This is a genomic window from Paenibacillus sp. CFBP 13594 (assembly GCF_014842675.1).
Taxonomy (GTDB): Bacteria; Bacillota; Bacilli; order Paenibacillales; family Paenibacillaceae; genus Paenibacillus; species Paenibacillus amylolyticus_B.
In genome coordinates this window covers 1,184,886-1,211,170 of the sequence record NZ_JACYVQ010000001.1, presented here as the reverse complement: position 1 = coordinate 1,211,170, position 26,285 = coordinate 1,184,886, and the positions used below count along the sequence as shown (strand labels likewise).

Genomic DNA, 26,285 nt, shown 5'->3' with positions numbered 1-26,285 from the left:
GCGAACAGGGCACATAAGTGTGCTTTGTCCGCTCTTTTGATTATCGGTGGAGTCGTTTAATTAGAATTTTTGTAATACACCAAATGGTCGGTCCACTCATCATTTTCGTGTATGAAACCTTTACGTACACATTCAAATTCCATACCCACGCTTTCAGCTAACTTTACAGAAGGGGTATTATCCAGATTAATATGGGCTTCTATACGGTGGAATTTTAGATGTTCATATGCAATATGAAGAGCTGCATTCACAGCTTCTTTGCCATAACCTTTTCGCCAATACTGATTATGGATCGTATATCCGAAGCTTCCCCATTGAAAATCATCTCTCGCCAAGGTTGCAATATCAACCATACCCAGATGTGTGCCATCTTCCTTGCTAAAGACACCGAATACATAAACGGCATCTGTACGCGCTAACTCCTGGTGTCGATCCACCAGATGATGGAACCAATCCAATGTACATTCACTCATATCCATTTTCCCTTTATCATGGCGGTGCTGGGAAGGCAAGCGGTTTTCAAATTCATTCAACCAATTCTCATAATCGTCTTTCTGTAATGTTCTGATGACTAATCGTTCTGTCTCTGAAATATGATCAAATTTATCTGCTTTTAAATTCAAAATGACATCTCCTTTGGATTGAATTTATGCTCGTGGCATAGCATTGAAATACTCCATAACCACGCTGCGAAACTCTAAAGCTGCTTTTGAAATATACCTGTTTTTATGCGAGAGTAGAGCAATTTCCCGAACGAGTCTATGTTCCTCTACCTGAAGATATCTAATGCGTTCATGCGGGTTTCTGGCTGTGCTTGGTATAAATGCAAGACCGATCTCCGCTTCAACAAGGGCTGTTAATCGTGCAGGCTCATCACCTTCATACACATACTTCGGTACAAATCCAGCGGATTGACATGTAGAATCTACCATATCACGAACACCATAGCCTTGTTTTACCCCAACAAACGACTCGTCCTTAAGCTCGGCTAGTTGAATGCTGCTTCGTTCTGCATATCGATGACCCATAGGAACAGCGACTACGATCGGATCGTCATAAAGTATCTGACACTCGATGTCGTCACCTTGAATCGGAGGGGAGGAGAGACCAAAATCAACCTCGCCCCGATGTAGAAGTCTGGACATGTTCTCTAACGAAACCATTTGTACATGAAACTGAATGTCCGGTTGATTTTTGCGAAATTCTCGTAGTATACCTGGCAAAGTACTTGCCGTAGTCACCGCCAATTGCAGTGTACCCTGATCCGGATTGGAGAGGTCTCCTATTTCCCGTTGTCCCTGTTCCAATTCAAATAAGGCTTTTTCAGTTCGGCGAAGAAATGTTCTTCCAAAATCGTTTAGTCGCAGCTTTCTCCCGATTCGATCAAATAAGGGGACTCCCAGGTCATCCTCTAATCGTTGTATCGTTTTGCTCAGGGAGGATTGCGTAACATGCAGCTTTCCCGCAGCTTCCGTAACATGTTCGCATCGGGCCACCGTCAGGAAATATTTTAGTTGAAGAAGTTCCATTTGCACCATTCCTTCATTCCTTCTAGTTCATCAAATCATAACATATAATGCGTTGGAATAAATGAATAAGTTCAAGTAAGATAACAACAGAAGAAGGAGTGATGCACCGATGAACGTTCGAAATAAAGGATTGATGTTAGCTGTTGGACTCGGAATTATGTTGAATCCGTTGAATTCCTCCATGATTTCTGTGGCTATTTCAAGATTACAACAAGTGTATCAACTTAATTTTACAGCCGTTTCGTGGATTATTTTATCATTTTATATTGCCAGTGCTGTCGCTCAACCCGTCATGGGCAAGTGTAGTGATTTGTTTGGCCGCAGGAAGATCTTCCTCATGGGTCTTGTTATTGTTTTTGTATCGTCCATGCTAGCTCCGTGGTCTCCCAGTTTTTCGTGGCTCATCGCATTCCGGATCGTTCAATCGATTGGCACAAGCATGATGGTGGCCGTTGGAATGGCGATTGTCAGAATGAACGTGACTGAAAAACAAGCCTCCGCCTTGTCCACCTTGGCGATATTCCTTTCTGGAGCGGCTGCAATTGGACCTTTTATTGGTGGAGTATTGATTCATTGGTGGGACTGGCACAGCATATTCTTGGTTAATATTCCGTTTGTCTTGGCGAGTTTTTGGTTCGCCTGGAAAACAATCCCCAAGGACGAGCAATCTCCGTCTATCTCTGGTCACATGTCCATTCGGCAATGGCTCGCGTTAATTGACGCACCAGGTATCCTGATGTTTACGGTAGCTTTGGTAACTCTGCTCATCGGTTTACTATCAGTAAATTCCACAGGAAATATTTCAACATGGCATCTGCTGACAGGGGGGATCGGGTTAATCGCACTCGTCATGTTTATCCGACATGAATTAAATGCAGCCACGCCTTTTATCCCTCTGCGAACGTTTGCCTCCTATCCCGAGATGACTTGGGTGAATGTGCAATACATGCTGGTGAACATCCTGTTTTACGCTCTTTTTTTTGGAGTTCCTACGTATTTGAAGCAGGTACGTCATCTCAACGAAGTTCATACAGGAATGAGCATGCTGGCTTTGGGGTTATGTTCAGTCATTATTGCTCCGATCGCAGGGCGCTGGATTGACAGATCGGGATCACGGCCAGCTCTGATCGTATCAGCATTGTTAATGACCATTGGCTCTGTATTCATTACATTCATGAATGAAACTTCTCCAATTTTTGTTGTCATTGTTGCCTTGGCTTTATTTGGCATTAGTAACGGCTTAAACGCGGTCGGCATGCAAGCTGCTCTGTTCAAAAGCACACCCAAAGAAATGATCGGAGTCGCATCAGGTATTTTTAATACATCACGCTACCTGGGGACCATCATATCATCGTTATTGATTGGTATCGTCATGGGAGATACATTTAATGTGACAGGATTTCAGATGCTTGGAATCATCCTTACGGTATTAGCTGCATCACTGATCATCATGAGCGTACGTCGCGAGGCAGGTGCGGTGAGTCCGGAGCAAGTAAGCAAGTAAAATAGAGAATCTGCCGTGCAATAGCACGTTTACACCCAATGAATCAATAGCTCCATTGGGTGTATTTTTTATTTTTCACCAAGTTGTCAGAAAGAGTTGATCCTTTCTTGAACGTTTAGGGTAGAAGACGTGACTTTGATTGAATTAGGTAAAAATAAAGATATAATAATTTTGATTAATAGGCTTGGTTAGTACTTTAAGTGCATCCATATCAGATTTTAATAGGCATCCAATGCTTGTTATTATCGGGGGCAAACAGGAGTAAACGCATTATAGGTGTGGCAAGATATCATCATACCTAACTTTGTGAAATTTTTCGCAACTCTGCATTGAGTTTGGCCAAAGCTGATATTGAATGTTTCTAAATTGAACAGAGTTTGAAAGGAGGCAACACAAAGAATGGCTATTGATACGGTGTTATGGAGCAGGCTGGTGACAGGTTTGACGCTCGGGTTCCACGTGATTTTTGCAACGCTTGGTGTCGGTGTACCTTTGATGATTGCTATTGCAGAGTTCATCGGCATTCGGAAGAAGGATCACCATTACATACTTATGGCAAAGAGGTGGTCCAGAGGATTTGTCATATCTGTGGCGGTTGGTGTTGTCACAGGTACAGCGATATCGCTGCAATTGGCCCTGGTGTGGCCGAATTTCATGAAATTGGCCGGTAATGTTATTGCACTGCCACTATTTATGGAAGTATTCGCGTTCTTTTTTGAAGCCATCTTCCTTGGCATTTATCTGTACACGTGGGATCGGTTCAAAAATCCGTATATCCACTGGTTGCTGACCATTCCGATTGTCGTCGGGGCAGGCATGTCTGCTGTTTTTATTACAACAGTGAACGGATTCATGAACCAGCCTGAAGGCTTTGTCATGGAAGCAGGTCAATTCTTGGCAGTGAATCCTGTACAAGCGATGCTGAATACGGCGACGTTCTCCAAAGTATTTCATGTATTAAGCTCGGCTTATCTGACAGGAGCTGCTCTGTTAGCGGGAATTGCAGCTTTTGCGATGTTGAGAAAAGGGGTGTCTGCCTACCACAAAAAAGGCCTGAACCTCATGATGGCCGTTGTTCTGGTATTCAGTTTATTAAATTCCTTAGCTGGGGATGTATCTGCCAAGTTTTTGGCTGAACATCAGCCGGAGAAGCTCGCAGCTGCCGAGTGGCATTTCGAGACGGAAAGCGGCGCAGATCTTATTTTATTAGGATGGCTGAATGCTGAACATGAAATCATAGGCGCACTTCATTTGCCGAAAGTGCTTAGCTTTCTTGCCTTTGGAGACTTTAATGCCGAGGTAACCGGGCTGAATGAATTTCCATCTGATGAGCATCCACCCTTACTTGTGCATTATTTGTTTGATCTAATGGCTGGAATAGGTTTCGCTCTACTCGCTATATCCAGTCTGTACTTCCTGTTTGTGTTCTGGAAGAAACGAAATCAGTTTAACAAGTGGATGCTTCGTATGGTTGCGCTCAGTGCACCGCTCGCTTTTCTGGCTGTTGAGATGGGTTGGTTCTATGCAGAGATCGGTCGGCAGCCATGGATCATTCGAGGTTATATGCGAGTGGAAGAGGCCGCTACTTCTTCACCGAGTGTAAGAATTTTGTTTTTCGTCTTCTTGCTTCTATACATCGTGCTCGGCGTCATCTGTGTTCTCGTATTGAGACGTCTGTTCAATAATAATCCCGCTGAGCTTGAGATGGAGAAATGGTTGAAAGAGAAGCATGATCAATCAGCCAAGAAAGGGGATCTGGCCTGATGAGTTATGAATTGATTGGTATATCCGTACTCTGGCTGTTCTTGTACGGCTATCTTATTGTAGCTTCCATTGATTTTGGAGCAGGTTTCTTCGCCTTTTATGCACGCCTGACAAAGCAGGATCACCTGATTAATCGTCTGATCTCCCGTTATCTATCACCGGTCTGGGAGATCACCAATGTATTTTTTGTCTTTTTCTATATTGGCATCGTTGGATTCTTTCCGGATACTGCTTACTATTATGGCTCCGCGCTGCTTGTTCCGGGAAGTATAGCCGTCATTTTGCTTGCCATTCGTGGGTCATTCTACGCCTTTGAGAATTATGGTTCCAAAAATAACATCGTATATCTGTTTTTATACGGAGCTACCGGGTTGCTTATTCCAGCGTCATTGTCAGTGGCACTGACCCTGTCTGAAGGTGGCTTTATTTTGAAACAGGGAGATACCGTTTCCCTGGATTACTGGGCACTATTTACGAATCCATTATCGTGGAGCATCGTTGGTCTAGCCATCGTGTCGGTATTGTTCATTAGCGGGTCATTTCTGACATTTTATGCATCTCGGGCAGAGGATCATTCGGCATTGAAGCTCATGCGGAACTATGCTTTGTTCTGGAGTACACCGACCATTATTCTCGCGCTGACTGCATTTATATATTTGGGTCAACACAATGAGCGTCATTTTCAAAACATGATGGATTTATGGTGGCTGCTGGCGCTATCCGTTGCATTTTTCATGATTGCCATGTGGCTGTTATATAACGGTCGTCGTTACGGATTAGCTTTTATATGTATCATGCTGCAATTTTTCACAGCCTTTTTCGCTTACGGCATTGGGCAGTATCCTTATATTCTTGATCCATTCATCACGATTCAGAGCAGTGCCACACCGCCAGCAATGGGTTTTGCGCTAGTGGTTGTGTTTATCGGTGGTCTGTGCCTGTTAATTCCTTCTCTGATCCTGGTCTTCAAACTGTTCCTGTTTGATGCAGATTATGTCAAAGGGAAAAAATAAAGGAGGAGCGTTCAATGAAAAGGAGAGGCAAATCCAATCTGATCTCGCAGCAAATGTCTTTACAACGAAAAAACAGACTTCTCCTTGCGATCATTTCGCTGACCCTTGGTGTAGCTATTATAAGCCAGGCCACCTTGGTGGCTGAAGCAGTCCAGCGAATCTTTGTAGAGAAAGTTTCCTTTTCATCAGTGATGCTGTTGCTTGTCCTATTACTGGTTGTTATGGCTGTACGCTCACTGTTGTCGTATGGTAATGGGAAAGTGGGCTTGCATATGGCAGCACGCGCCAAGACAAATATGCGAGCATCTGTGTTGCAGAACCTGACCCGCGCTTCCATGCCTTCAACCCTGAGTGGACAGACGGGAGGAAAGGTTAGTGTTGCTTTGGATGCTGTGGATGAGGCCGACAGTTATTTCAGTCAGTACATGCCGCGTATGATGGAAGCTGCGATGATCCCGATTCTGATTCTCGTCGTTACTTTTACGCAGCACGCCAATACAGGCTGGATTATGCTATTTACGGCACCGTTTATCCCGCTGTTCATGATCTTGGTCGGGCTCAAGACAAAGAACAAATCCGAGGAGAAGTACGCGCAACTGGCTGAGTTTTCCGGTACGTTTCTGGATTCTCTTCAAGGGCTGGTTACGTTGAAAATATTCGGGCGGGCTAAACGTCAGCAGCAGGAAATTGAACGCAGCAGTCTGGGGTATCGTGATGCCACCATGGGCATTTTGAAGATTGCATTTACAAATACGTTTATGCTGGAATCGATCGTGATGTTAAGCATTGGTATTGTTGCGCTTGAACTGGCTATCCAGTTACTTGTTTTCAAATCGATGACCTTTCATACGGCCTTTCTCGTGTTGTTACTCGTTCCCGAGTTTTACAGTCTGTTGAAGAATACAGGAACGGCTTTTCACAGCGGGCGAACCAGTATGGGGGCGATTCGCAAGGTGGAACAGATGCTTGAGGAAATAAGTATCAAGAGCACACAAACGGAGCCTGAAGATGGATCGGATCAAAGCGAATTAACCGATGTCGATACAATTGCAAGGACGGAAGAGATCCGTACAGCTCGTGCCGAATTGATTCCAATGCCACCAACCATTGAACTGAACGATGTCCGATTCCAGTACGCACCGAATTCCTTTGGACTTGAGACAGGACAGATCTTGATTGGACCGGGAGAACAGATTGCTATTGTAGGCAAAAGTGGCTCAGGTAAAACCACGCTGCTTCATCTCATGGCCGGTTTACTGAAACCAGATTCGGGAGCGATTCTGGTTAACGGAAGTGAGCTTTCACACCATGATGAGGCTGCATGGTTCAAACGAGTTAGTTATATTACACAGCACCCGTATATTTTTGCAGGTACATTTGCCGAAAACATCGCGATTGGGGCGGGTCGTAACGTCTCCAGAGCCGAAATTGAACGAGCGGCAGAGGAAGCAGGACTTGCTGGCGTTGTTGCACAATTGGAGCAGGGATTGGACACGTTTGTTGGTGAAGGTGGCCGGGGGCTGTCTGGCGGGGAAAAGCAAAGACTTGCTTTGGCACGTGCTTTTCTGAAGCGACCAGCTGTTATTTTGTTCGATGAACCCACCGTAGGACTGGATTTGCACACCGAGCGGGTACTGCAACAATCCATTGCGGCATTAGCCAAAACGGCAACGATGATTACGGTGGCACACCGTTTATATACGATTCAACATGCGGACAACATTTTGTTTATGGACAATGGGGTATTGGTGGATTCAGGACATCATGAAGCACTTCTGGCGCGCCTGCCTCAATATGCGGAGATGGTGGATGTACAACGGAAAGGAGGGTTAGCATGAATGAGCTGACGATTCTGTCAAAAGCGATGATTCAGGAGCGCAAGGATATCTTGCTTTCGATATTGGGCGGATTTATCGCCGGCATAGCAGGGGTAGCTCTCTTTTCCGCGAGTGGGTATATGATATCGCAAACGGTATTTGCGCCACCGCTGTACACCTTAATTGTACTCACTTCCATGGTCAAACTGCTCGGTTTCCTTCGAGCGGCAAGCCGCTACGGAGAACGTTTGTATTCCCACAGGGCGACATTCTCCATGCTGAGCCGCTTGAGGACGTCCTTTTTTGCCAAACTGATCCCGGTAACGCCAGGTATATTGAATAAAAACCGAAGCGGGGATCTGCTTGCTAGGATCGTGGGTGATGTGGAAAGCTTGCAAAATTACTTTTTGCGGGTCGCGTATCCACCCATCATGGTCGTTATGGTGTTTTTAGCTACCATGCTGTTCACTTCGGCCTTTTCGATCTGGATTGCGTGTTTGTTAGTCCTAGGTATGCTGATAACGGCTTTTGTCGTACCAGGTGTTGTCTTGATAGGTCAGCGAAAAATACACGGCCGTGTCCGCCAGCAACGGGCCTTGCTGTCCACGGAAGTAACCGAAGTGTTGTATGGTTTCCGGGATTTGAAAGTATACGGCCAATTGGAACAGCGTGAGCAACAGCTTCAGCAGGCTTCCGCTGCATTGGCAACGGAACAGAAGCAAGCCGCTTCGCACCTGTTGCGCGGGCAATCCATGCACGTTTTTGTGACATATCTCGTTACATGGGGAGTGCTAGCACTCAGCGCCTTCTTAATTGTGAATGGAGCGTTTGCCGGTGTATTTCTCGCCATGCTGATCCTGGCCACGCAGACCGTGTTCGAAGAAGCTGCGGCAATGGCTATATTACCTCTATACAAGCAGGACAGTGAACACGCCGCTCAGCGATTGGCGGAAACGGTGCCAACCTCCGATGTGCAACCTGTACAGCCAAGCGGTGAAGTGTCAGCCGATCAGGCGGTTTCGATTGAACTATCCGGTGTTAGCTTTCAATACGAAGGGGAATGGAGACCGGCGCTGAAGGAACTCTCCCTGCAACTTGCAGCAGGCTCCAAAACAGCGATTGTCGGGCCGAGCGGGTCAGGTAAGTCAACGATTATCGATTTGTTACTCAAGCTGCGTGCACCAACATCAGGCGATATACGATTAAACGATGTTCCGGTGCAGGAACTGAATGAAGAGAGCATATGGAAAAGGACAAATGTTGTGTTGCAGCAAAGTCATTTCTTCCGGGGAACCATCCGGGACAACCTGTTGCTGAATGGAGAAGAACATTCGGATGAACAACTGTCGGCTATGCTGGATAAAGTGCAACTGCCCAATAAATCATTGACCGACATGGTATATGAAAAGGGAGAGAACCTGTCGGATGGCGAGAAGCAGAGGCTGGCTTTGGCACGAGCCATGCTGCGCAAAGGACGGTTATGGCTTTTGGACGAGCCAACGTCCTCTCTGGATTACGTCACAGAGAAACATGTGCTCCAGCATCTTCTTGCACAAGCTGCTGAAGATACACTTCTCCTGATCTGCCATCGGCTTACGGGATTGGAAGAGATGGATCGGATTGTGGTCATGGAGCAAGGCAAGATTGTGGAATCGGGTTCTTTCTCCGAGCTGATGGAGCAAAAAGGTTATTTTTATGAAATGAAACAAATTGAACGACAAATGATCGGAGACGTCGGGACGTGAAAGGAATTTCAGTCTACTCAAGGTGTCGATAGTACTTTCATAAAAGACTACAGAACGTTACTAATGTTATCATCAATTAGTCGTTCTTTAGTCTTTTTGTCTATCTATTGAGAAGACTCGTTAAACAGAGATGTTAATTTACCTTTACATCACAGCAGATGATTCAGCCGTTTTATTTTTCTTCGCAAGCGGCTTTTTCCTCAGTGTCCTATCATACAGATATGGCTTTCCGTGATATTCACGTGCATGCTTTTGTTTCTGCTTTTTATGTATATCAACCTTGATCTCCAGATTGGCAACGTTATTCTGGAATTCAGAAGCAACTCGTTTGCACCATTTCAATCCACTTTCTTCAGATGCACTGAAATGAACGCGTAATAGATATCCGTTCACCGTTAATTCAAACTTGTATAAATTCATGATATGTATCCTTTCCAGGCGGGTATGTTATGTTACACCAAATACGATAATCTGATTATAACAGGAACATATGTTCTGTAAAAGTGTTATTTATGATACCCGCAATGCAATAAGGTTCGCTAGACATCTTTGCGACAGTTCATTTAATGGTAAAATATCTAAAAATGGTTCATGTTGGGGGATATCATGTATAAACTGATGATCGTAGATGATGAATTGCTCATGCGGGTTGGAATTCGTTCCATGCTGAATTGGGAAGAGTATAATTTCTATGTTGTTGGTGAGGCGGGAAATGGAAAAGAGGCATTAAGCCTTGCGCTTGAAGTGATGCCTGATCTTATTATTACAGATATTAAGATGCCGATTATGGATGGGCTACAGCTTATACAAGAGGCCTCCTGCGTACTGAAAACCTGTAAGTATGTCATCCTGAGTAATTTTGACGAATTTCATTATGTAAAAGAGGCACTAAAACTTGGCGCTTCAGATTACTTGATTAAAAGTGAGATTACAGAAACTGCCCTTATTGACCTCCTGAGCACTGTTGGACAGAAACTGCAAAGTGAACATGTTCACCCAACCAACACACCCTCTATAACACAAGACTATTCCAAGAGCCTAAGATATCTAAAGGATAGTTTCTTCCAAGATATTGTAAGCGGATTCACTAGTGAGGAAGATATTGTCACCAAAGCGGAAGAACTGCATTTTCGTATACGTTCGGACCAGTTGGTTGTCATGAAGTTCATCGTGAATTATTACGAGGATGCAAAGCGGAAATATGTAGAGAAGGGGGAGAAGCTGCTACGATTTTCGATTCTTAATATTATGGAAGAGATTATTCCTTCGAAATGGGAGAAAGAGATTTTTGTTGAAAGTTCCTCAGAATATTGGGTGATCGTTAATGTACTTCCTGAGAGCCAATCTGTACACGCCGACTTGAATAAACTATGTAATAAATTGCTGTCTTCGATCAAGGATTTTATGAATCTATCGCTCACGGCTGGGGTAAGTAGAATGACTTCCGGTTTCCTTCACATCAGGAAGGCCTGCCAAGAGGCAGAAATGGCTCTACAACAGGGTTTCTTCACAGGAAGCAACCAGGTGTTGTATTACGATGATATGGTTAAATCCCCAGATCGACATGAAGTTAAGGGAGCTTTAAGTCCGCAACATGAACGAGATTTGTTGAAGTTGTGGGTAAGCAAAGACAACAAAAAGGCGGAAGAGTTCCTTGAAGGAATCCGATCCAATCTCGAACAACTGCGAGCAGATGAGAATAGCATTCGCAAGCAATATATCATGGTAATGGAAACGATACATTCCCATCTATCCCGAGCTACGGAAAGAGGTGCACCTTCTTTAAAAGAGAAATCACCCTATGAAATCGTTCTAAAGGGGGAGTATTGGGAGGATATCCACCAAGATATGCTTGCTCATATTGCATATTACTTCCAAACCGATTCCCAAATCAAACAGGAGAGCACTTACACCGATCTCGCCACTGAATTGATCGACAAGTATTATGCGGAAGATATCTCACTGCAAAGTATCGCTAGCCAAATCAGTGTGAATCCGTCGTATCTCAGCCGTGTGTTCAAACAGGAACGAGGAGAGAACTTTATTACGTACTTGACCCGAGTTCGAATTGAACATGCGAAGGCGTATCTATTGAGCAGAGGAATGAGAGTGTATGAAATCGCAGAAAAGGTGGGCTACCATAATTACACGTACTTCAGTAAGATTTTCAAAAAATCGGTAGGTGTCACTCCTGAGGAATATCGAGAATTACAGCAGGGATGAATGTAATCGGTGAATAGAGGTGCAGCATATGAAGCATGTTCGACCCTTCCGGATCAAGTACAAAATTATGGTGATCTGTATGACGGTCATTATCCTTCCAGTGTTGGTGATGACAATCAATTCGTATTACTCCTCAGAGCGTTTATTGGCACAGAACTATACAACGCTGCTAAACGATCTGGCCAAACAAACGAATATTCGCATTGACGAGTTCCTCAAGGAGATTGAGAAAATTTCGCTGCTAGCCAGCAATGGGCTTAGTGACAATCTGTCTGCGACTCATGAAGGGAGTTTTCCGATCCAGGATTTCCTGCGAGAGGGTGATGAACAACATGAGATCGCCGCATACAACATTCTGATGAATTATATCATGATGAAAGATCGCGTATTCTCCATCTACCTCTACAATATGAACGGGGGTCAAGACCTTTTTGTCAGTCCACATCAACCCATTGATCCAAACTTCAAAGTATCGAACGAATTATGGTTTAAAAAGTTCATGCATGATGATGATCGAACCATTACTCTCACAACACGAATCGACGAGCAATTGGAGAATAAAATACTGGCAGTGTCACACGCTCGCAAAATTCATGATGTGACTAGTGGAAAACTGCTTGGCGTGATTGTTGTCAGCATTGATATCAAATTCATTGAAATCGTCAACCGCAACTTGCAGGAAGGGCTGCGCTCCAGATTCATGATCGTTGATGAGGATGACAAGATCGTATATAACGTGAACGAACGATTAATCGGGACACTGTTCCGGGACAACGTTCGTCCGCCTGAATCACTAAATGTCGTGGTGACCAGTCCCCTTAGTCAGCAAAAATGGACAACTTATTTATATATGCCTTTGGATGAGCTGACTGCTGATGGCAAAATATTGGGACGTAATCTGGTGACGCTTGCCATAGTCATTGTTCTTTTTGCTGCCGTCATATCCATCTTTTTATCTCATGTGATCACAACTCCCATTAAAAAACTGCTACGGAATATCGCTCTAGTCGAGAAAGGTCAGTTTGAACAAGTTGAACCTATTGGCTCCAGAGATGAGATTGGACATTTATCCATTCGATTTAACAGAATGTCGCATGAATTGAAGCGGTTGGTCGAACGGATGCAGCAGGAAGAAATAGAGAAAGCCAAGGCCGAGATGCGTGCGCTCCATGACCAAATCAAGCCTCATTTTCTGTATAACACCCTTGGGTCGGTGAAATGGATTGCCTCGATGCAGCAGGCTGATAAAATTGTGGAAATGACCGATGCCTTAATCTCGATGCTCCGCTATGCAACAAAATCCGATGGAACTCTCGTAACCATTCGTGAGGAACTCGATAATATAACGAATTATGTAACGATCCAGAATGTCAGGTACTATGATTGTATTCAGATGAGATATGAAATTGAGGATAGAGTGTTGGATTATCGGATGCCCAAAATGATCCTGCAGCCCATTGTGGAGAATGCAATTTTTCATGGCCTGGCCGAGTTAGAGGAAGACGGAATCATCACCATTCGGATTCAACTGCGGGTGGATGAAGTTGTCATTGAAATCTGCGATAATGGTGTCGGTATGGATCATCATACGATGCAGAATCTATTGGAAGAAAAGTCCAGTGCAAGTACGGGAACCAATGGGATTGGATTGCATAATGTGCAGCGGCGAATTCAACTTCATTTTGGGAAACCTTATGGTATACAGGTGGAGAGTAAAATAGGTGAAGGTACCATTTTCTCCATTCTGCTGCCTGCCATCATAGAAGCCAAATAGTCATTGATGCTTTCATTTATGCATCTCATAATGCGATACAGCGTTCATAAACATAAGTTTAGATATAAACAAAGGGCTCGCAGTATGAACTGCAAGCCCTTTTGTTCACCCTTTGACGCTACCTAACACCAAACCTTTGGTGAAATATTTCTGTAAAAACGGATACACGAGTAAAATCGGAATGGCACCCAAGAACATCTGAGCGGCGCGCCCCGTTCTGGCGTTCATCATGGACAACAGCTGCGTATAATCTGAACCAGATTTCAGCATGATTTGCTCAAAACTTTGCAGGAGGGTCTGGAGGTAACTTTGTAATGGATAATTGGCTGGATTGTTCATATAGATAATGCCATCGAACCACGAATTCCAGTGGGCAACGATACTGAACAAACCAACCGTAGCGAGAGCGGGCTTGAGAAGTGGGAGTAGAATACGTAGCAATACCTGTACAGGCCCAGCACCATCGATAATGGCTGATTCTTCAATCTCCTCGGGCAGCCCCCGAATGAAATTCATGAGGATAATCATACTGAATACGGGGAGGGCGCCAGGCAGGATCAGAGACCAGATGGAATCGATCAGTCCCATTTTGACGACCACGAGATAGGTTGGAATTAGTCCTCCACTAAATAACATGGTTACGATGAAAAATCCCATATAGATGTTACGCCCCATCAATTTTTGTTTGGATTTGGAGAGGGGATAAGCCGTGAGTACGATCAGAACCAGATTCACTAACGTTCCGATAACGGTTCGTTGAATGGCTACCCAGAGAGAGGAGAAAAATGATCCTCCAGTTAATGCAAACTCATAGGCTTTTGTCGTAAATTCAACAGGCCAGAACGTAACACTGCCTGCAGATACAGCCGCGCTGCTGCTGAATGAAACAGCCAGCAGGTTGATAAACGGCAGGATACATAGGAGAGAGATTAGGAGCAATATGGTGTAGTTTATAATAAGAAATACACGCCTGCTCATACTTTTATCATAGATCATAATGTAAGTTCCTCCTTCTTAGAAGATACGATAGCCAGCCACCCTGTAAGCCAGGATGTATGATACAGCAACGAGAACACTGGAAATGATGGATTTGAATAACCCGACAGCGGTACCAATCGAATACTGTGCCTGTTGGATTCCTAAACGGTAGACATAGGTATCAATAATATCACCGGTCTGATAGACAACAGGGGAGTAGAGATTATAGATCTGGTCAAAGCCAGCATTGAGTACGTTACCAAGCGATAATACGGTCATTAAAACAATGGTTGGCATGAGAAGAGGTAACGTAATGTAGATGGTTTGTTTCCACCGTTTCGCTCCGTCGATCACCGCGGCTTCGTAAAGTCCCGGATCAATACTGGTCAGGGCTGCCAAATAAACAACCGTGCCAAACCCGAAACCTTTCCATATGTCACTCACAATCATCGTCCAAGGAAAAATAGAAGGTGTGCCAAGAAAGGAGATTGGTGCAATCCCAAATACACTTAGAAATGTATTGATAATGCCGTCGGAGCTAAGGATATCCAGCATGATGCCGGCCATAATGACCCAAGAGAGGAAGTTCGGAATGTAGACTAGTGTTTGAAATGTACGTTTGATTCCACTGTGTAGTACCTCGTTGAGCAGTAATGCGAAAATTACGGGCACGATTATACCACCGATAATTTTAAAGACAGACATGTATAATGTATTCCAGATCGTTCTTACAAAGTTCGGCTGATTAAATATGTGGGTAAAGTTATCCCATCCTACCCATGGCGAGTTGAAGCCGAGGCCCGGATTGTACTTCTGAAACGCAATAATAAGTCCGTAGAATGGGATGTAACTAAAGATGAAGACCAAGACCAGGCTTGGTATCAACATGAGATGGTAAGCTCGCTGTTGCTTCCATTTTCTCAGCATTCGTATTCCTCCGTTCTTGGCGCGATAAAATTGTAACCGCTGCCAAGAAGAGACGAGAACATTCCCATCCCTTCTTGGTAACAGACTTTTTATTTTCCGTATGCCTCATTGACGGCCTGGGTTGCGTCATCACCTCCGGCTGCTCGCCAGTTCTGGACAATTACATCGAAATAATCGATACTTTCGCTACCCATAATGATCTTGGTGAAGCCCTCCGTCAGGATATCATCCAAGGTTGTTCCATAGCTTGACAGGATCTCTGGTGTAACACCCCATAAGGCTGTCTTCGTATAGTTTTCGCTGTCGAGTACTTTTTTGGCAAGTCCATACGCATTTTTGGGAGCCCCTTGTTGCAAATAATCACCAACTGCTCCTGGGGTGGCGTTCTCCATGAATTCAACACTGTTATTATATTTTTGCCACATACCCGAAGTCGTAAGTCCACTGGTATCCTTGGATTGAAGGGCAGCGGAGACCGCCTCAAATTGCTCGTAATCGGAATTCGGATTAAGTACACGGAACGCTCCAACAACATGGGCAATATCGTTATCCAGCAAAGCAGATAGCGTTTCTGTCGATTCCTTGCCATTGCCCTCATCCACGATATAAGCATAGTCGTTCAAAATCTGGATCACTTTCTCGGGGTTCTTGAATCCCTTCTTCATGACAATATAATTGTTGTTGGCGAAAAAGATGGATTGTTTGGCTTCCTTCCCATCGACGGTAGGAATGATATAAGGATAGAAGATAGCGTCTTTACCCAAGTTGGATACCGTATCGACACCTGGATTATAACCCCACCATTGGTAATAAGGCTGCATGCCCACTTTGCCGGCGACAATGTCCGCGTTCATCGCATTAAAGTCTTTGATTGCAAATTCTGGATCAATGATGCCTCGCTTGTACCATTCTGACCACTCAGCCAGCGCATCTTTCATCTCAGGCTGCACGGAGCCGTACACGAGTTTTCCAGTGCTATCCTCCATCCACATATCCGGATGCGCATTCCATGCAATGGCCAGAAGGTTGAGGTAATCCAACGATTGGTCTACCGCTATACCATAACCACCGTGCTTTTCCATGAATTTTAGTGCAATATTCTTGATGTCTTCCACAGATTTCGGATCTTGGACACCCAATTCTTCTTTCCAGTCGTTCCGGATCCAGATGAAGTCTGGTTGTTCAATTAATCCCCAGTGCATCTGTGGTATTCCGTACAGCTTACCGTCCTTCTTTCCAGACTCGTAACTGTCCGCATCTGCTTCCATGTAACCTTTGAGGCGATCTGAAGCGTGTTGATCAAAGACCTCTGAAAGGTCCATGACCATATCTGCTTCGACTAACTGTCTCAGTTGTGATGGATTAACTCTGAATACGTCAGGAAGATCGTTCGATGCGATAGCCAAATTGAGTTTTGTATCGTACTCATCGCTGACCCAGTCTGTTTTGACATCAATATTAAACTTCTCTTTGTATCGCTTAATCCATACATTGTTGGTGATATCATCGCCCTTTGGATATTTTGCAGAAGAGTATTCTGATGTTACGGTATGAATGGTTGTCGTTCCAGCCTCGTTGGAATCCGTGTCCGTCGTTGAACCTTTATCAGCACCGCTTCCATTGCTACAGGCTGCGAGTAATAAGGTTGACATGCACACAGACAAGACTAGAGCTTTCGTTTTCTTGTTCATTTCTTTTCCCCCTTATCAGTCGTATTTCAATAGCGCTTTCTTGAAAATATTCTAAACGAGAAAGGGGGAATGTGATATAAAGGTTATTGACGAGAACCGATATCTTTTTTTACTTTTGAGTTGTAGCGGAGAAAAGATAAATGAGCTTTGTGCACTTTTTTTACTTTGTGCTCCTTCTTTTTTTACTCATGCCTCCAAAAATTGCTTTAGATGACGATCGATAACGAGTGAATCCTCTTCGTTTGCTCCGATTCCAAAGCAGTGTCCCCACTTGGACTGTATAGGTTGATACACAGCGTTTGGCATATGTTGAACATCATACGCACTGTCTTCTGGCGTGAAAAACAAGTCACTTGATCCTGGCATAACGAGTGCAGGAGAGGTGATCTTGCTTAACGCCTGTTCGAAGTTGCCGTCATCTATGGGATTATCGCTAATGTCTCCATATATTCCTGTACGTAGCATGGTAATCAAATCGTTAGCATCGAAGGGAAGAAATACTTGATCCCAGTAATCTTCTACATAAGATTGCAAGGAGTCGTAACCCTCAGATTGATACAATTTCTCCAAATAGTACGCCTGCGAAAACCCCCATGGAGCATACGCTCTTCCCATCGCTGCGAGACCGGCAACCGGAGGGCGTTCATATCTACCATTTTTATAATTCGAATCTGCCTGTAACGCCGCGATCATTGCTTCGAATACCAACTGTGTATGGGGTCTGCTCTTTGCCGTTCCGCCAAAGGGGGCAATACGCTCGACCATCTCAGGATAACTGGTTCCCCATTGATAAACCTGCACGGCTCCCAGAGACCAGCCCACAACAAGTTTGATTTTGGAGATCCCGAATTTTTGAGTGATGAGTTGATGCTGGGCATGCACATTGTCATACATGGAGATGAGAGGAAAGTTGTTCTTATCATATGGGGCAGGGGTATTACTTGGAGAAGACGATAACCCGTTACCCAACATATTGGGCACCACGATAAAATAACGACTGGGGTCCAGTGCTTTGTCCGTTCCAATTAACCATTCATTATCTGTGTGAATTCCAGCAAACCATGTTGGGACAACAATAACATTGTCCTTTGCCGCATTTAAGTTTCCATAGGTCTTGTAAGCGATAAAGGCTTGAGGGAGCTGTTGTCCCGATTGAAGTAATGTATCTCCAAGGTTATATGTTTCATAATCGTTCATAGATTGATTCTCCTTATACAATAGTAATAACTTGATTTCACTCTACAATACGTCTATTATCAATTCAACGAAACGTTATCGAAAATATCATTCATTTATTTTGAACTAGGAGGTGCCTGACTCATGGAAATACGCCAGCTAAAAACCTTTTGGACACTTGCATCGACCTGCAGCTTTAGTCAAACTGCTGAATTATTGAGCTATGTACCGTCTACCATAACCATGCAAATCAAATCGCTGGAAGAAGAGCTCGGTGTGAAATTGCTGGATCGACTAGGAAAAAAGGTCGTGTTAACGGATGCTGGTCAACAGTTTCTGCCGTACGCCACTAAGATATTAAACGATGTAGAGGAAGCAAAGTGCATATCCAGTCAGCACGGAGAATTGGCGGGGACGGTTGTGATCGGAGCAGACGAAGTGCTGTGTGCATATCTTCTTCCAGCCTTGTTCAAACGCTTCCGAGCGGACTATCCTGGTGTGCGGTTATTGTTCCGCCCCTTGTCTGGGCAAGAGCTTAAATCGAGTCTGAGAGAAGGGCATACCGATGTCGTTTTTGTATTGGATGAGCCCGTTGGTGCCAAAGATCTTCATTCAGAGTTTTTAAAGGATGAGACCTTTCAAATGGTGGTTTCTCCCGATCATATGTTAGCATCGCGTTCCGCGTTAGTTATCGATGACTTCCACAAGCAGCATTTTTTGCTGACCGAAAAGAACTGTTCGTATCGCACTCATTTTGACCAATCCATAACGAAGAAAGGTGCAGATGCTCTGACAGAGCTGGAGTTTCATAGTGTAGAAGCCATTAAACAATGTGTTGTGGCTGGTCTGGGGATCGCTTTATTACCTGAGATGGCGTTGAAGAAAGAGTTGAGCGAAGGGGAAGTGGTTGCTCTGCCGTGGGATTTATCAGATGTATCCTTTTCTGCGCAAATGCTCTGGCATCGGGAAAAATGGATCTCTCCGTCCATGGCTGCTTTCATGGAGGTCGCCAAGAGTGAGTTGATTTGATTGTTCAGAATTTGTTTAGATGTATGTGTTAAAATATTCTTCACAGACATATATGGGGGATTAGCAATGGAGAGAAAGATTAGAAATTCTGCAAAAGCATTGATCATTAAAGACGGGAGAATGCTTGCAATGAAGCAGGATGATCATGATGAAGTGATCTATATCCTGCCTGGTGGGAGCCAGAATGCAGGTGAAACGCTGACCGATGCTGTGAAGCGTGAAGTTGCGGAAGAAATCGGAATAGATGTAGAACCGTTATCACTGGAATTTGTCATTGAGGGTGTATACGGTGAAGCTCTTCATCGTGTAGATTTTGTTTTTTTATGCGAGTACATAGGTTTGGTGGACCAAGATAGTTCTATTCTGCCAAGTGACGAAAACCAGGTGGAATATGTGTGGCTCGAAATTAAAAATATAAACGAACTACCTTTATTTCCTTCAAAATTACGAAAGCAGATCATTAGATTGGTTGAGGGAGAAAAAACGGTTATGTATTTAGGAAATGAGGAAGATGACGACCTGAATAGTTAGATGTGTCTAACACATCGAAGCCGAGAATGAATATGAAGTGATGCATAAAAACAAGCGGAAGTCTTTTATTTATATAAGGAAAGGCTATTTCAAAGGACGTGATGGTCCAGTGAAATAGCCTTTTTGCCGTTGAACAAAGGTGTACAGGGCGATTAGAAAATGAACATCTATGCTGAGGTGTTACAGTAGGCCAAATGTTATTTTTCTTGTTCCTTCACGCCTGCTGTCATATTTTTCTGACCCCAGATTACCATGGATTCAATTAATGGAACCAATTCCTTGCCTGATTCTGTGAGCGAATACTCCACTCTCGGTGGCACCTCGTTATATTGCTCCCGATGCACGATGCCGGAATGAATCAAATCCTTCAAACAGTTCGTTAGCATCGTTCCGGTAATGCCGGGCAGTCTTCTTTTTAATTCATTGTAACGTATACAGTCATTTTCACTAAGGATTGCCAGGATCGGAAGATTCCACTTGCCTCCAATGACCTGAAATGCATAAGTCGCTGGACATAACTGATCGAAATTAAACTCGTATTTCACTTGATACCCTCCAATAGTATACTTTTTGATACTAAGTCAGAAAAAGAATCGTACTTGTTCAAAAGATTGTAAACATTATAATCAAACTAATACGAGAAAATCAATTCATAAGACAATATAAAGGCGGGATTAACGTGAGTAACGAATCAATGATGTGTGATCTGGAAACAGGCGTATGTGGTGTGAATGAGGAAGAGGCGATGCAAGAAATCAATCTGAATCACGTTGAGAAACGGATAACTCTTTATTACGCAACAGATCCGATCTGCTCTCACTGCTGGGCGCTTGAGCCTGTGCTTCATCGGTTTATTGAGGAATACGGTCATTATTTTACGCTGCAAATTAAAATGGGTGGGCTACTGGCTAACTGGAATGGTTTCTCGGATGGCGCTAACGGGATTCAGAAACCTTCGGACGTTGCAGCGCATTGGAAGGAAGTGGGTGAACATTCACGCATGCCCATCGACGGTTCCTTATGGCATGATAATCCAATACTTTCTTCTTATCCGCCATCTCGCATATTTAAAGTCATTCAGAGTACACATCCTGGTAAAGAACATGAGTTTTTAAGACGTGCACGTGAAGCCGTGTTTGCATTCAATCGAAATATTGGAGAAGATGATGTGCTGACGGATATCGTCAATCAACTGGGCCTGAATGGAAAAGAAGTGGTTGAGGCGGCTGCACAGCAATCGGCACAAGATTTATTAGAGGAAGACTTTGAGCGTGTTGCTAGTTTGGGAGTTAGAGGTTTCCCATCCATTATCATTGTAAATGAAGAGAACCAAGGGATGAAAATTGTCGGAGCACGTTCTCTTGAAACATATGTGCAAGCACTTCAGCAGGTACTTGGTGGTGATCTGAAACCAAAACAGATAACCTCGTTGGAGCAGAAAATCAATGAGGGACACCTTCTTTTCTCTAGAGAACTGGAGGTCATGTACAATATCGAAAAGAGTGATGTTGAATCTTATGTGGAATCTGAATTGGCAGAGCACACATATCGTAAGGGACATATTTTGAATGAGATGTATATTGAGCATATCTGAGGGAAAACAAGAAATCTGTAATTGCACGGCGGAACCTTCCTGCTTTCGGCACACGGATGTGTTATTCGCACAGGCAAGTCGTCCACCCATTGCGTAGACTGAAGTAGATCAAGTCAAGTGAGGTGAATTCCATGGCTAAAACCAGTGAAATACACGTCCGGGTGAAACGGCTCAAGGATCGCCCAGTCTGCGTGACTCTTCATAATGGCGAGACGTACGTCGGGTACATCTCTGGCGTTAACAGCGAAGGCGTAGTGCTTACCGGGGGCGGAAAGCTTACTCAGGCCGCAATCACAGCACCCTCATCTGAAGGCAGTGCTCGCAAAACCAAACCTAAAGCAGGGGCTACGAGAAAAACAGCATCCTCTCGAAACCGTAAACGGGTGAACAGCACACGTAAGTCTCAAGTACGATCCCGGTCGATGTCTCGCTCAACGTCTAGGCAAGCCCAGGTATCATCTTTCATGCCTATGTTAGGCTCATTGTTAGGTGGCTTTGGCGGTGCAGGCTCGATTGGAGGTATGTTAGGCGGGGGTATGCGGTTGTTTGGCATGATCCAGCGGTTTACACCTGTGGTCAAAATGGGGTATGGCATGATTAAGCAGATTCAGCCATTTATGGGGGCAGTTCAAGGGCTGATGACTCCAGCAAGCCAAGCAGCTCAGGCTGAAACTGAAGGTGAAGAGGAAGCACAACAAGGATAATACTTGAAATGAAAATCGTTCTTCTCAGCTAGATGCTTAACTGCAAGCTGCTCTCCGGACGAAAAACGGAGGGTGGCTTATTTTCTTATGCTGTATATGAGGTTCAAACCAGCTCAATATAGCATGCTTGCTCAGCGCTAACGAACCTCAGAAACCTTATTCGGGTCAATATCAAGCCATTAAAATCCGCCCGAATCGGGTTAAATAAGACTCCCTGTGTTCGTTAAATTCCTTCGTTGCGAGGAATAAAAACTGAGATTTCCAATACGCGTCTAACATCTAACTTTGATACCATGTAGTTCGGCCGACTACCCTCATACAGCAAAAAACACCGCGCGCAGGGAGCTGCACGCGGTGCGAAAAACAATGCTGATGTTGAAGAGTAGGAGAAAATTCTATCCCACTCTTATTATTTATTATGCCTGTTTGGTTTTCAGGCGAATCACGTTCCATGACGCTTTGTTCAACACAGCTTGAACTTTACCTTGATCCACGGTTGTATGTCCACCATTGTGTGGAAGGACGTTGCGTGGATTTTCTTTGGTATTGGTAGCCTTCAGGTCATCGTTTTCCAGTACGATGTGCTCCACAAATGTGGTTTCTCCAAAAGAACGAAGATCCACATTCAGTTCCAACTTCTCATCCAGATGTCTGTTCACCGCGAAGATCGTGATCGTGCCGTTTTCTTCATCATGCACACTGATCGCTTCGAGATAAGGTACATCTGTAAAGTCTTTGGAATCATATTTAGGTGAAGTTGTGATGGACCGTAACACCGTACCGCGTCCGAAGTTGGATGCATGCATGAACGGGAAATAGGTCGTCTGGAACCAGATCGCTCCGTTATTCTCGGTCATGATTGGTGCAATGGTGTTAATCAACTGAGCAAGGCAAGCCATTTTTACACGATCGGCGTGCTTGAGTATGGTAATCAGGTAACAGCCCACAGCAAGTGCATCTTCATGTGTATACACATCTTCAAACTCTGGAGGCGCAATCTGCCACCGTTCTTCCATACGGCTCGTGCCGATGGATTTCCAGACATTCCATTCATCCAGAGACAGCATTAATTTCTTTTTGCTGCGTTTCTTGGCTTGTACAAAATCACAGATTGAAGCCACACTATCAATAAATTGATCCAGATCCAGCGATGTCGCCAGGAAGTCATATGTGTTGTCTTTGTTATTGTTGTAATACTGATGCAGGGACAAGTAGTCCACATTTTCGTAGGTGAGATCCAGCACGGTTGCTTCCCAATCTGCAAATGTACTCATGTCACGGCTGGAACTGCCGCAAGCCACAAGCTCAATTTCCGGATCAACCCATTTCATCGCTTTAGCGGTCTCATTGGCAATACGGCCATATTCATATGCAGTCATTGCACCAATCTGCCAAGGGCCGTCCATTTCGTTGCCTAAACACCAGGTTTTGAATTTATGCGGGTCCTTGTAACCGTGAGAGATACGCAGATCACTCCAGTATGTGCCAGATGGGTGGTTGCAGTATTCAATCAGGTTTCTAGCCGCATCAATGCCGCGAGTACCCAGATTTACAGCCATCATCACTTCGGTTCCAACCAGTTTGGCCCAATCTGCAAATTCGTTTGTTCCTACCGCATTCGTTTCAATCGTCCACCAAGCGAGTTCAAGTCTGCGTTTACGCTCCGCTACCGGACCAACACCGTCCTCCCAATTGTAACCGGATACGAAATTGCCGCCCGGATAACGAACAATTGGCACATTCAAAGCTTTAATCGCTTCAATGGCATCCTGACGGAAACCTTGAGCATCTGCCGTAGGATGACCTGGATCATAAATACCGCCGTATACGGCCCGTCCCAGATGCTCTATAAATGAACCATAGACACGCGGATCAACTTCGGCAATCTGAAAGTCTTTATCGATAAGCATTTTGGATGTAAGCATGGTAAGTACCTCCATTGAATGAATTCATATTTTTGAAAGAATTAACGTGATATTGAATTCGCTTAAAAGCAAAATCAAATCATTGATTTGTTATCTAATATGTATCATAATGCTTATATATTGAGCAAGTTCATTTTAATGAGTTCGTAAAATAGCGAATCCTGAAATTGAAATAGATCGATTTTACTCAAAAAGGAAGTGAACATCATGATGCTTGGGACAGATGCAGCTTCATTACTAATTTACGAGGCACTGGCAAGTGAAGCCCGTTTAAACATTGTGCGCCTGCTGCTACAAAACAGGGAAATGCATATCAATGCGCTTGCCCAAGAGCTTTTTCTGAGCAAAGCTATTGTAAGTACACATGTAAGCAAGCTGCAAAAAGCCGGAATTGTCGGTAGCCGAATGAAACGGGAGAACGGCGGAACCTATAAGTACTGTTTTATCGTACGAGAGTTCATGACTATTAACCTGTCACCAGAGCCTGTTGACGCTCCTTACCATGAAATATCCATACCGGTAGGTCAATATACAGATTATGAAGCATGGCCAACCTGCGGGATTGCGACAACTACGCAGATGATTGGACAGTACGACACACCAGCCTGCTTTATGGACCCGGATCGGGTGAACGCTGGAATCCTTTGGATGGCAGCAGGTTTTCTTGAATATAAGATTCCCAATTATCTGTACAATGATCAGCATCTTCGAGAGATTGAAATTTCCCTTGAACTAAGCTCGGAAGCGCCAAAGGTGAACGAAAACTGGCCGTCAGATATTCGCTTTACCCTTAATGGCAATGACCTCGGTACTTGGACAAGCCCTGGTGATTTCGGGGATCGGAAAGGTAAACATACGCCACTATGGTGGAAGCTGGATGTCAACCAGTATGGTGTATTGAAAATGCTGCGTATTAACGGGGAAGGCACGTTTATTGATGGTCAGCGCATCTCGGACGTGCGGGTTCAAGACCTGGATCTGGGTGTATCCACCTATTGGACCTTTGGATTGAAGCCGGAAGAGGGCGCAGCTGGCCGAGGCGGACTCACCCTGTTTGGCAAAGGTTTTGGCAACTATGATCAGGATATTCTGATTCGATACTATTATGATGCTCAGGAAAATAAGACTACAGATGAATAGCTTATGCGTTTTGATAACAATTTATAGAGAGAAAGTTCCACGATGAACCACATGCAGAACAATTCCAGAGTAATGGTATTGACAACGATTACATAGCTGATATAAGATACAGCTATATAAGGAGTGTCACTGATTCGATCAGGCACCACCAAAGTCTGGATTCCACAAGTTTGTTTATTACTTGTGAATTGGACATTGGTGGTGCTTTTTGCATACTGGGGGTGATTGCATCATGAGGTTTAAAAAATCGTTAAATAACAACATCGCACTGGCGGAAGACGCCGAAGGCTGTGAAGTCATTGTCATCGGAACGGGTGTTGGCTTCAAAAAAGTAAAAGGACAGCCAATTGAGCAGAGCCAGATCCAGAAAATGTTCCGAATTGGCTCGAATGATAAATATCAGCGAGTTGAGCAATTTCTCAGTGATATCCCTCTGCAAGTCATCGACATTACGGATCAGATTATTGAAGAAGGCAAGACAATGATTGGAAAAAAGCTGAATGACTCGATCCTGTTAACACTTGCGGACCATATTCATTTTGCGCTGGATCGTTTCAAAAAAGGCGTGGATGTGCAAAATCCGCTTCATTGGGACATTCGCCATCTATATCCTGCTGAATACCGTGCCGGAGAATGGGCAGTTCAAAAAATCAATGATGCTTTTCTAGTCTCACTGCCATCTGGTGAATCAAGCTCTATTGCCCTTCATTTCGTGAACTCACAATTCGACTCGGGCAGTATGAACCAAACGATTAAAATTACACAGATGATTAACGACATTTTAGGTATCATGACTGAACATTTTGGAATGGCACTGAATCAGGAATCTGCTGATTTTTCCAGGTTCATCACCCATCTGAGATACTTCATTGTTCGTCAGTTGAACCGTGAAGTGCTCTCGTTCAAAGATCAACAATTTCTATATGATGTATTGTCGGAGCGGTATCCTGTCAGTTTCCAATGCGCACTCAAAATAAAGGAGGCGATGGAGCAGCAACGCGGATTTGTGATTACTCCCGATGAGATGGTATATCTCATGATCCACATCGAGAGAGTGACATCCCGTACCGATACGGATTGATCTCCATACAACCTGTTTGAAGTTATACCATCATCAAAATGAATTGAATATGGAGTGTTACTGATTCGATCAGGCACCACCAAATGTTTCCGACTCCGCATCTGCGGCGGGCCGGTATTACATTTGGTTTTTTTTTTCGC

22 protein-coding genes are annotated in these 26,285 nt (G+C 44.2%); 13 read left to right on the top strand and 9 right to left on the bottom strand.

The genetic code is table 11. The features are described from left to right. Positions 1–56: 56 nt before the first annotated feature. Both IFU39_RS05445 and IFU39_RS05440 read right to left on the bottom strand, forming a co-directional pair. A complete protein-coding gene (locus IFU39_RS05445) occupies positions 57–623 on the bottom strand; it encodes a GNAT family N-acetyltransferase (protein WP_192131583.1) in 567 nt (188 codons plus the stop codon). A gap of 24 nt (positions 624–647) precedes the next feature. Next, on the bottom strand, positions 648–1,529 hold the full coding sequence (locus IFU39_RS05440) for a LysR family transcriptional regulator (RefSeq protein ID WP_192131985.1): 882 nt from the start codon (positions 1,527–1,529) through the stop codon (positions 648–650). A 109-nt stretch (positions 1,530–1,638) separates the two neighbouring features. On the opposite strand from IFU39_RS05440, the gene IFU39_RS05435 reads away from it, so the two are divergent. The 5 genes from IFU39_RS05435 (at position 1,639) to cydC (ending at position 9,372) form a co-directional block, all read left to right on the top strand. Continuing rightward, positions 1,639–3,033, top strand: coding sequence for an MFS transporter (locus tag IFU39_RS05435; RefSeq protein WP_192131581.1), 1,395 nt, complete (start codon positions 1,639–1,641; stop codon positions 3,031–3,033). Between the two features lie 399 nt (positions 3,034–3,432). Next, on the top strand, positions 3,433–4,797 hold the full coding sequence (locus IFU39_RS05430; RefSeq protein ID WP_192131579.1) for a cytochrome ubiquinol oxidase subunit I: 1,365 nt from the start codon (positions 3,433–3,435) through the stop codon (positions 4,795–4,797). Continuing rightward, the gene (locus IFU39_RS05425; RefSeq protein WP_179198615.1) at positions 4,797–5,810 is read left to right on the top strand and encodes a cytochrome d ubiquinol oxidase subunit II; all 1,014 of its coding nucleotides are present in this window, start codon (positions 4,797–4,799) and stop codon (positions 5,808–5,810) included. Before IFU39_RS05430 ends, IFU39_RS05425 begins: the two co-directional genes overlap by 1 nt. 14 nt (positions 5,811–5,824) lie before the next feature. Continuing rightward, positions 5,825–7,648, top strand: coding sequence for a thiol reductant ABC exporter subunit CydD (gene cydD / locus IFU39_RS05420; protein ID WP_192131577.1), 1,824 nt, complete (start codon positions 5,825–5,827; stop codon positions 7,646–7,648). After that, positions 7,645–9,372 carry a thiol reductant ABC exporter subunit CydC gene (cydC, locus tag IFU39_RS05415; protein ID WP_192131575.1) on the top strand — a complete coding sequence of 576 codons (1,728 nt, stop codon included), beginning with the start codon at positions 7,645–7,647 and terminating at the stop codon, positions 9,370–9,372. Before cydD ends, cydC begins: the two co-directional genes overlap by 4 nt. A gap of 144 nt (positions 9,373–9,516) precedes the next feature. Here cydC and IFU39_RS05410 read toward each other — a convergent pair whose 3' ends face one another. Next, a complete protein-coding gene (locus IFU39_RS05410) occupies positions 9,517–9,792 on the bottom strand; it encodes a hypothetical protein (protein WP_047842994.1) in 276 nt (91 codons plus the stop codon). Positions 9,793–9,978: 186 nt separating this feature from the next. Here IFU39_RS05410 and IFU39_RS05405 point away from each other — a divergent pair, with 186 nt between their 5' ends. Both IFU39_RS05405 and IFU39_RS05400 read left to right on the top strand, forming a co-directional pair. Continuing rightward, on the top strand, positions 9,979–11,595 hold the full coding sequence (locus IFU39_RS05405; protein ID WP_192131573.1) for a helix-turn-helix domain-containing protein: 1,617 nt from the start codon (positions 9,979–9,981) through the stop codon (positions 11,593–11,595). Between the two features lie 28 nt (positions 11,596–11,623). Then, complete coding sequence (locus IFU39_RS05400; protein WP_091019053.1) at positions 11,624–13,369, top strand: cache domain-containing sensor histidine kinase; 1,746 nt, start codon at positions 11,624–11,626, stop codon at positions 13,367–13,369. 105 nt (positions 13,370–13,474) lie between these two features. Here the strand turns inward: IFU39_RS05400 and IFU39_RS05395 are convergent, their stop codons facing one another. The 4 genes from IFU39_RS05395 to IFU39_RS05380 all read right to left on the bottom strand — a co-directional run bounded on the left by IFU39_RS05395 (position 13,475) and on the right by IFU39_RS05380 (position 18,162). Beyond that, on the bottom strand, positions 13,475–14,365 hold the full coding sequence (locus tag IFU39_RS05395) for a carbohydrate ABC transporter permease (RefSeq protein ID WP_091019051.1): 891 nt from the start codon (positions 14,363–14,365) through the stop codon (positions 13,475–13,477). 18 nt (positions 14,366–14,383) lie between these two features. Beyond that, complete coding sequence (locus IFU39_RS05390; protein ID WP_091019049.1) at positions 14,384–15,274, bottom strand: ABC transporter permease; 891 nt, start codon at positions 15,272–15,274, stop codon at positions 14,384–14,386. 89 nt (positions 15,275–15,363) lie between these two features. Next, entirely contained in the window at positions 15,364–16,965 is a 1,602-nt protein-coding gene (locus IFU39_RS05385) for an extracellular solute-binding protein (RefSeq protein WP_091019047.1), read from the bottom strand. A gap of 186 nt (positions 16,966–17,151) precedes the next feature. Further along, a complete protein-coding gene (locus IFU39_RS05380) occupies positions 17,152–18,162 on the bottom strand; it encodes an alpha/beta fold hydrolase (RefSeq protein WP_192131571.1) in 1,011 nt (336 codons plus the stop codon). Positions 18,163–18,285: 123 nt separating this feature from the next. Here IFU39_RS05380 and IFU39_RS05375 point away from each other — a divergent pair, with 123 nt between their 5' ends. Continuing rightward, positions 18,286–19,170 carry a LysR family transcriptional regulator gene (locus tag IFU39_RS05375; RefSeq protein WP_105598760.1) on the top strand — a complete coding sequence of 295 codons (885 nt, stop codon included), beginning with the start codon at positions 18,286–18,288 and terminating at the stop codon, positions 19,168–19,170. Positions 19,171–19,236: 66 nt separating this feature from the next. Then, positions 19,237–19,701, top strand: coding sequence for an NUDIX domain-containing protein (locus IFU39_RS05370; protein ID WP_244660874.1), 465 nt, complete (start codon positions 19,237–19,239; stop codon positions 19,699–19,701). A 197-nt stretch (positions 19,702–19,898) separates the two neighbouring features. Here the strand turns inward: IFU39_RS05370 and IFU39_RS05365 are convergent, their stop codons facing one another. Then, complete coding sequence (locus tag IFU39_RS05365; protein WP_091019040.1) at positions 19,899–20,246, bottom strand: winged helix-turn-helix transcriptional regulator; 348 nt, start codon at positions 20,244–20,246, stop codon at positions 19,899–19,901. Between the two features lie 134 nt (positions 20,247–20,380). On the opposite strand from IFU39_RS05365, the gene IFU39_RS05360 reads away from it, so the two are divergent. After that, positions 20,381–21,295 carry a DsbA family protein gene (locus tag IFU39_RS05360; RefSeq protein WP_192131566.1) on the top strand — a complete coding sequence of 305 codons (915 nt, stop codon included), beginning with the start codon at positions 20,381–20,383 and terminating at the stop codon, positions 21,293–21,295. Positions 21,296–21,426: 131 nt separating this feature from the next. Beyond that, positions 21,427–21,999, top strand: coding sequence for a hypothetical protein (locus IFU39_RS05355; protein ID WP_091019036.1), 573 nt, complete (start codon positions 21,427–21,429; stop codon positions 21,997–21,999). Between the two features lie 416 nt (positions 22,000–22,415). On the opposite strand, the gene arfA is transcribed toward IFU39_RS05355, so the two are convergent. Further along, entirely contained in the window at positions 22,416–23,924 is a 1,509-nt protein-coding gene (gene arfA, locus IFU39_RS05350) for an arabinosylfuranosidase ArfA (RefSeq protein ID WP_091019034.1), read from the bottom strand. Between the two features lie 207 nt (positions 23,925–24,131). Between arfA and IFU39_RS05345 the strand changes: the two genes are divergently transcribed. Then, positions 24,132–25,064, top strand: a complete 933-nt coding sequence (locus IFU39_RS05345; RefSeq protein ID WP_105598762.1) for an ArsR/SmtB family transcription factor — start codon at positions 24,132–24,134, stop codon at positions 25,062–25,064. Between the two features lie 232 nt (positions 25,065–25,296). After that, a complete protein-coding gene (licT, locus tag IFU39_RS05340; protein ID WP_105598763.1) occupies positions 25,297–26,145 on the top strand; it encodes a BglG family transcription antiterminator LicT in 849 nt (282 codons plus the stop codon). Positions 26,146–26,285 lie beyond the last annotated feature (140 nt).

What these genes read in the sequence shown, in the direction of transcription:
- IFU39_RS05440 (WP_192131985.1), bottom strand. Translation starts at nt 1,529, where the DNA reads ATGGAACTTCTTCAACTAAAATATTTCCTGACGGTGGCCCGATGCGAA.
- IFU39_RS05435 (WP_192131581.1), top strand. Translation starts at nt 1,639, where the DNA reads ATGAACGTTCGAAATAAAGGATTGATGTTAGCTGTTGGACTCGGAATT.
- IFU39_RS05430 (WP_192131579.1), top strand. Translation starts at nt 3,433, where the DNA reads ATGGCTATTGATACGGTGTTATGGAGCAGGCTGGTGACAGGTTTGACG.
- IFU39_RS05425 (WP_179198615.1), top strand. Translation starts at nt 4,797, where the DNA reads ATGAGTTATGAATTGATTGGTATATCCGTACTCTGGCTGTTCTTGTAC.
- cydD (WP_192131577.1), top strand. Translation starts at nt 5,825, where the DNA reads ATGAAAAGGAGAGGCAAATCCAATCTGATCTCGCAGCAAATGTCTTTA.
- cydC (WP_192131575.1), top strand. Translation starts at nt 7,645, where the DNA reads ATGAATGAGCTGACGATTCTGTCAAAAGCGATGATTCAGGAGCGCAAG.
- IFU39_RS05410 (WP_047842994.1), bottom strand. Translation starts at nt 9,792, where the DNA reads ATGAATTTATACAAGTTTGAATTAACGGTGAACGGATATCTATTACGC.
- IFU39_RS05405 (WP_192131573.1), top strand. Translation starts at nt 9,979, where the DNA reads ATGTATAAACTGATGATCGTAGATGATGAATTGCTCATGCGGGTTGGA.
- IFU39_RS05400 (WP_091019053.1), top strand. Translation starts at nt 11,624, where the DNA reads ATGAAGCATGTTCGACCCTTCCGGATCAAGTACAAAATTATGGTGATC.
- IFU39_RS05395 (WP_091019051.1), bottom strand. Translation starts at nt 14,365, where the DNA reads ATGATCTATGATAAAAGTATGAGCAGGCGTGTATTTCTTATTATAAAC.
- IFU39_RS05390 (WP_091019049.1), bottom strand. Translation starts at nt 15,274, where the DNA reads ATGCTGAGAAAATGGAAGCAACAGCGAGCTTACCATCTCATGTTGATA.
- IFU39_RS05385 (WP_091019047.1), bottom strand. Translation starts at nt 16,965, where the DNA reads ATGAACAAGAAAACGAAAGCTCTAGTCTTGTCTGTGTGCATGTCAACC.
- IFU39_RS05380 (WP_192131571.1), bottom strand. Translation starts at nt 18,162, where the DNA reads ATGAACGATTATGAAACATATAACCTTGGAGATACATTACTTCAATCG.
- IFU39_RS05375 (WP_105598760.1), top strand. Translation starts at nt 18,286, where the DNA reads ATGGAAATACGCCAGCTAAAAACCTTTTGGACACTTGCATCGACCTGC.
- IFU39_RS05370 (WP_244660874.1), top strand. Translation starts at nt 19,237, where the DNA reads ATGGAGAGAAAGATTAGAAATTCTGCAAAAGCATTGATCATTAAAGAC.
- IFU39_RS05355 (WP_091019036.1), top strand. Translation starts at nt 21,427, where the DNA reads ATGGCTAAAACCAGTGAAATACACGTCCGGGTGAAACGGCTCAAGGAT.
- arfA (WP_091019034.1), bottom strand. Translation starts at nt 23,924, where the DNA reads ATGCTTACATCCAAAATGCTTATCGATAAAGACTTTCAGATTGCCGAA.
- IFU39_RS05345 (WP_105598762.1), top strand. Translation starts at nt 24,132, where the DNA reads ATGATGCTTGGGACAGATGCAGCTTCATTACTAATTTACGAGGCACTG.
- licT (WP_105598763.1), top strand. Translation starts at nt 25,297, where the DNA reads ATGAGGTTTAAAAAATCGTTAAATAACAACATCGCACTGGCGGAAGAC.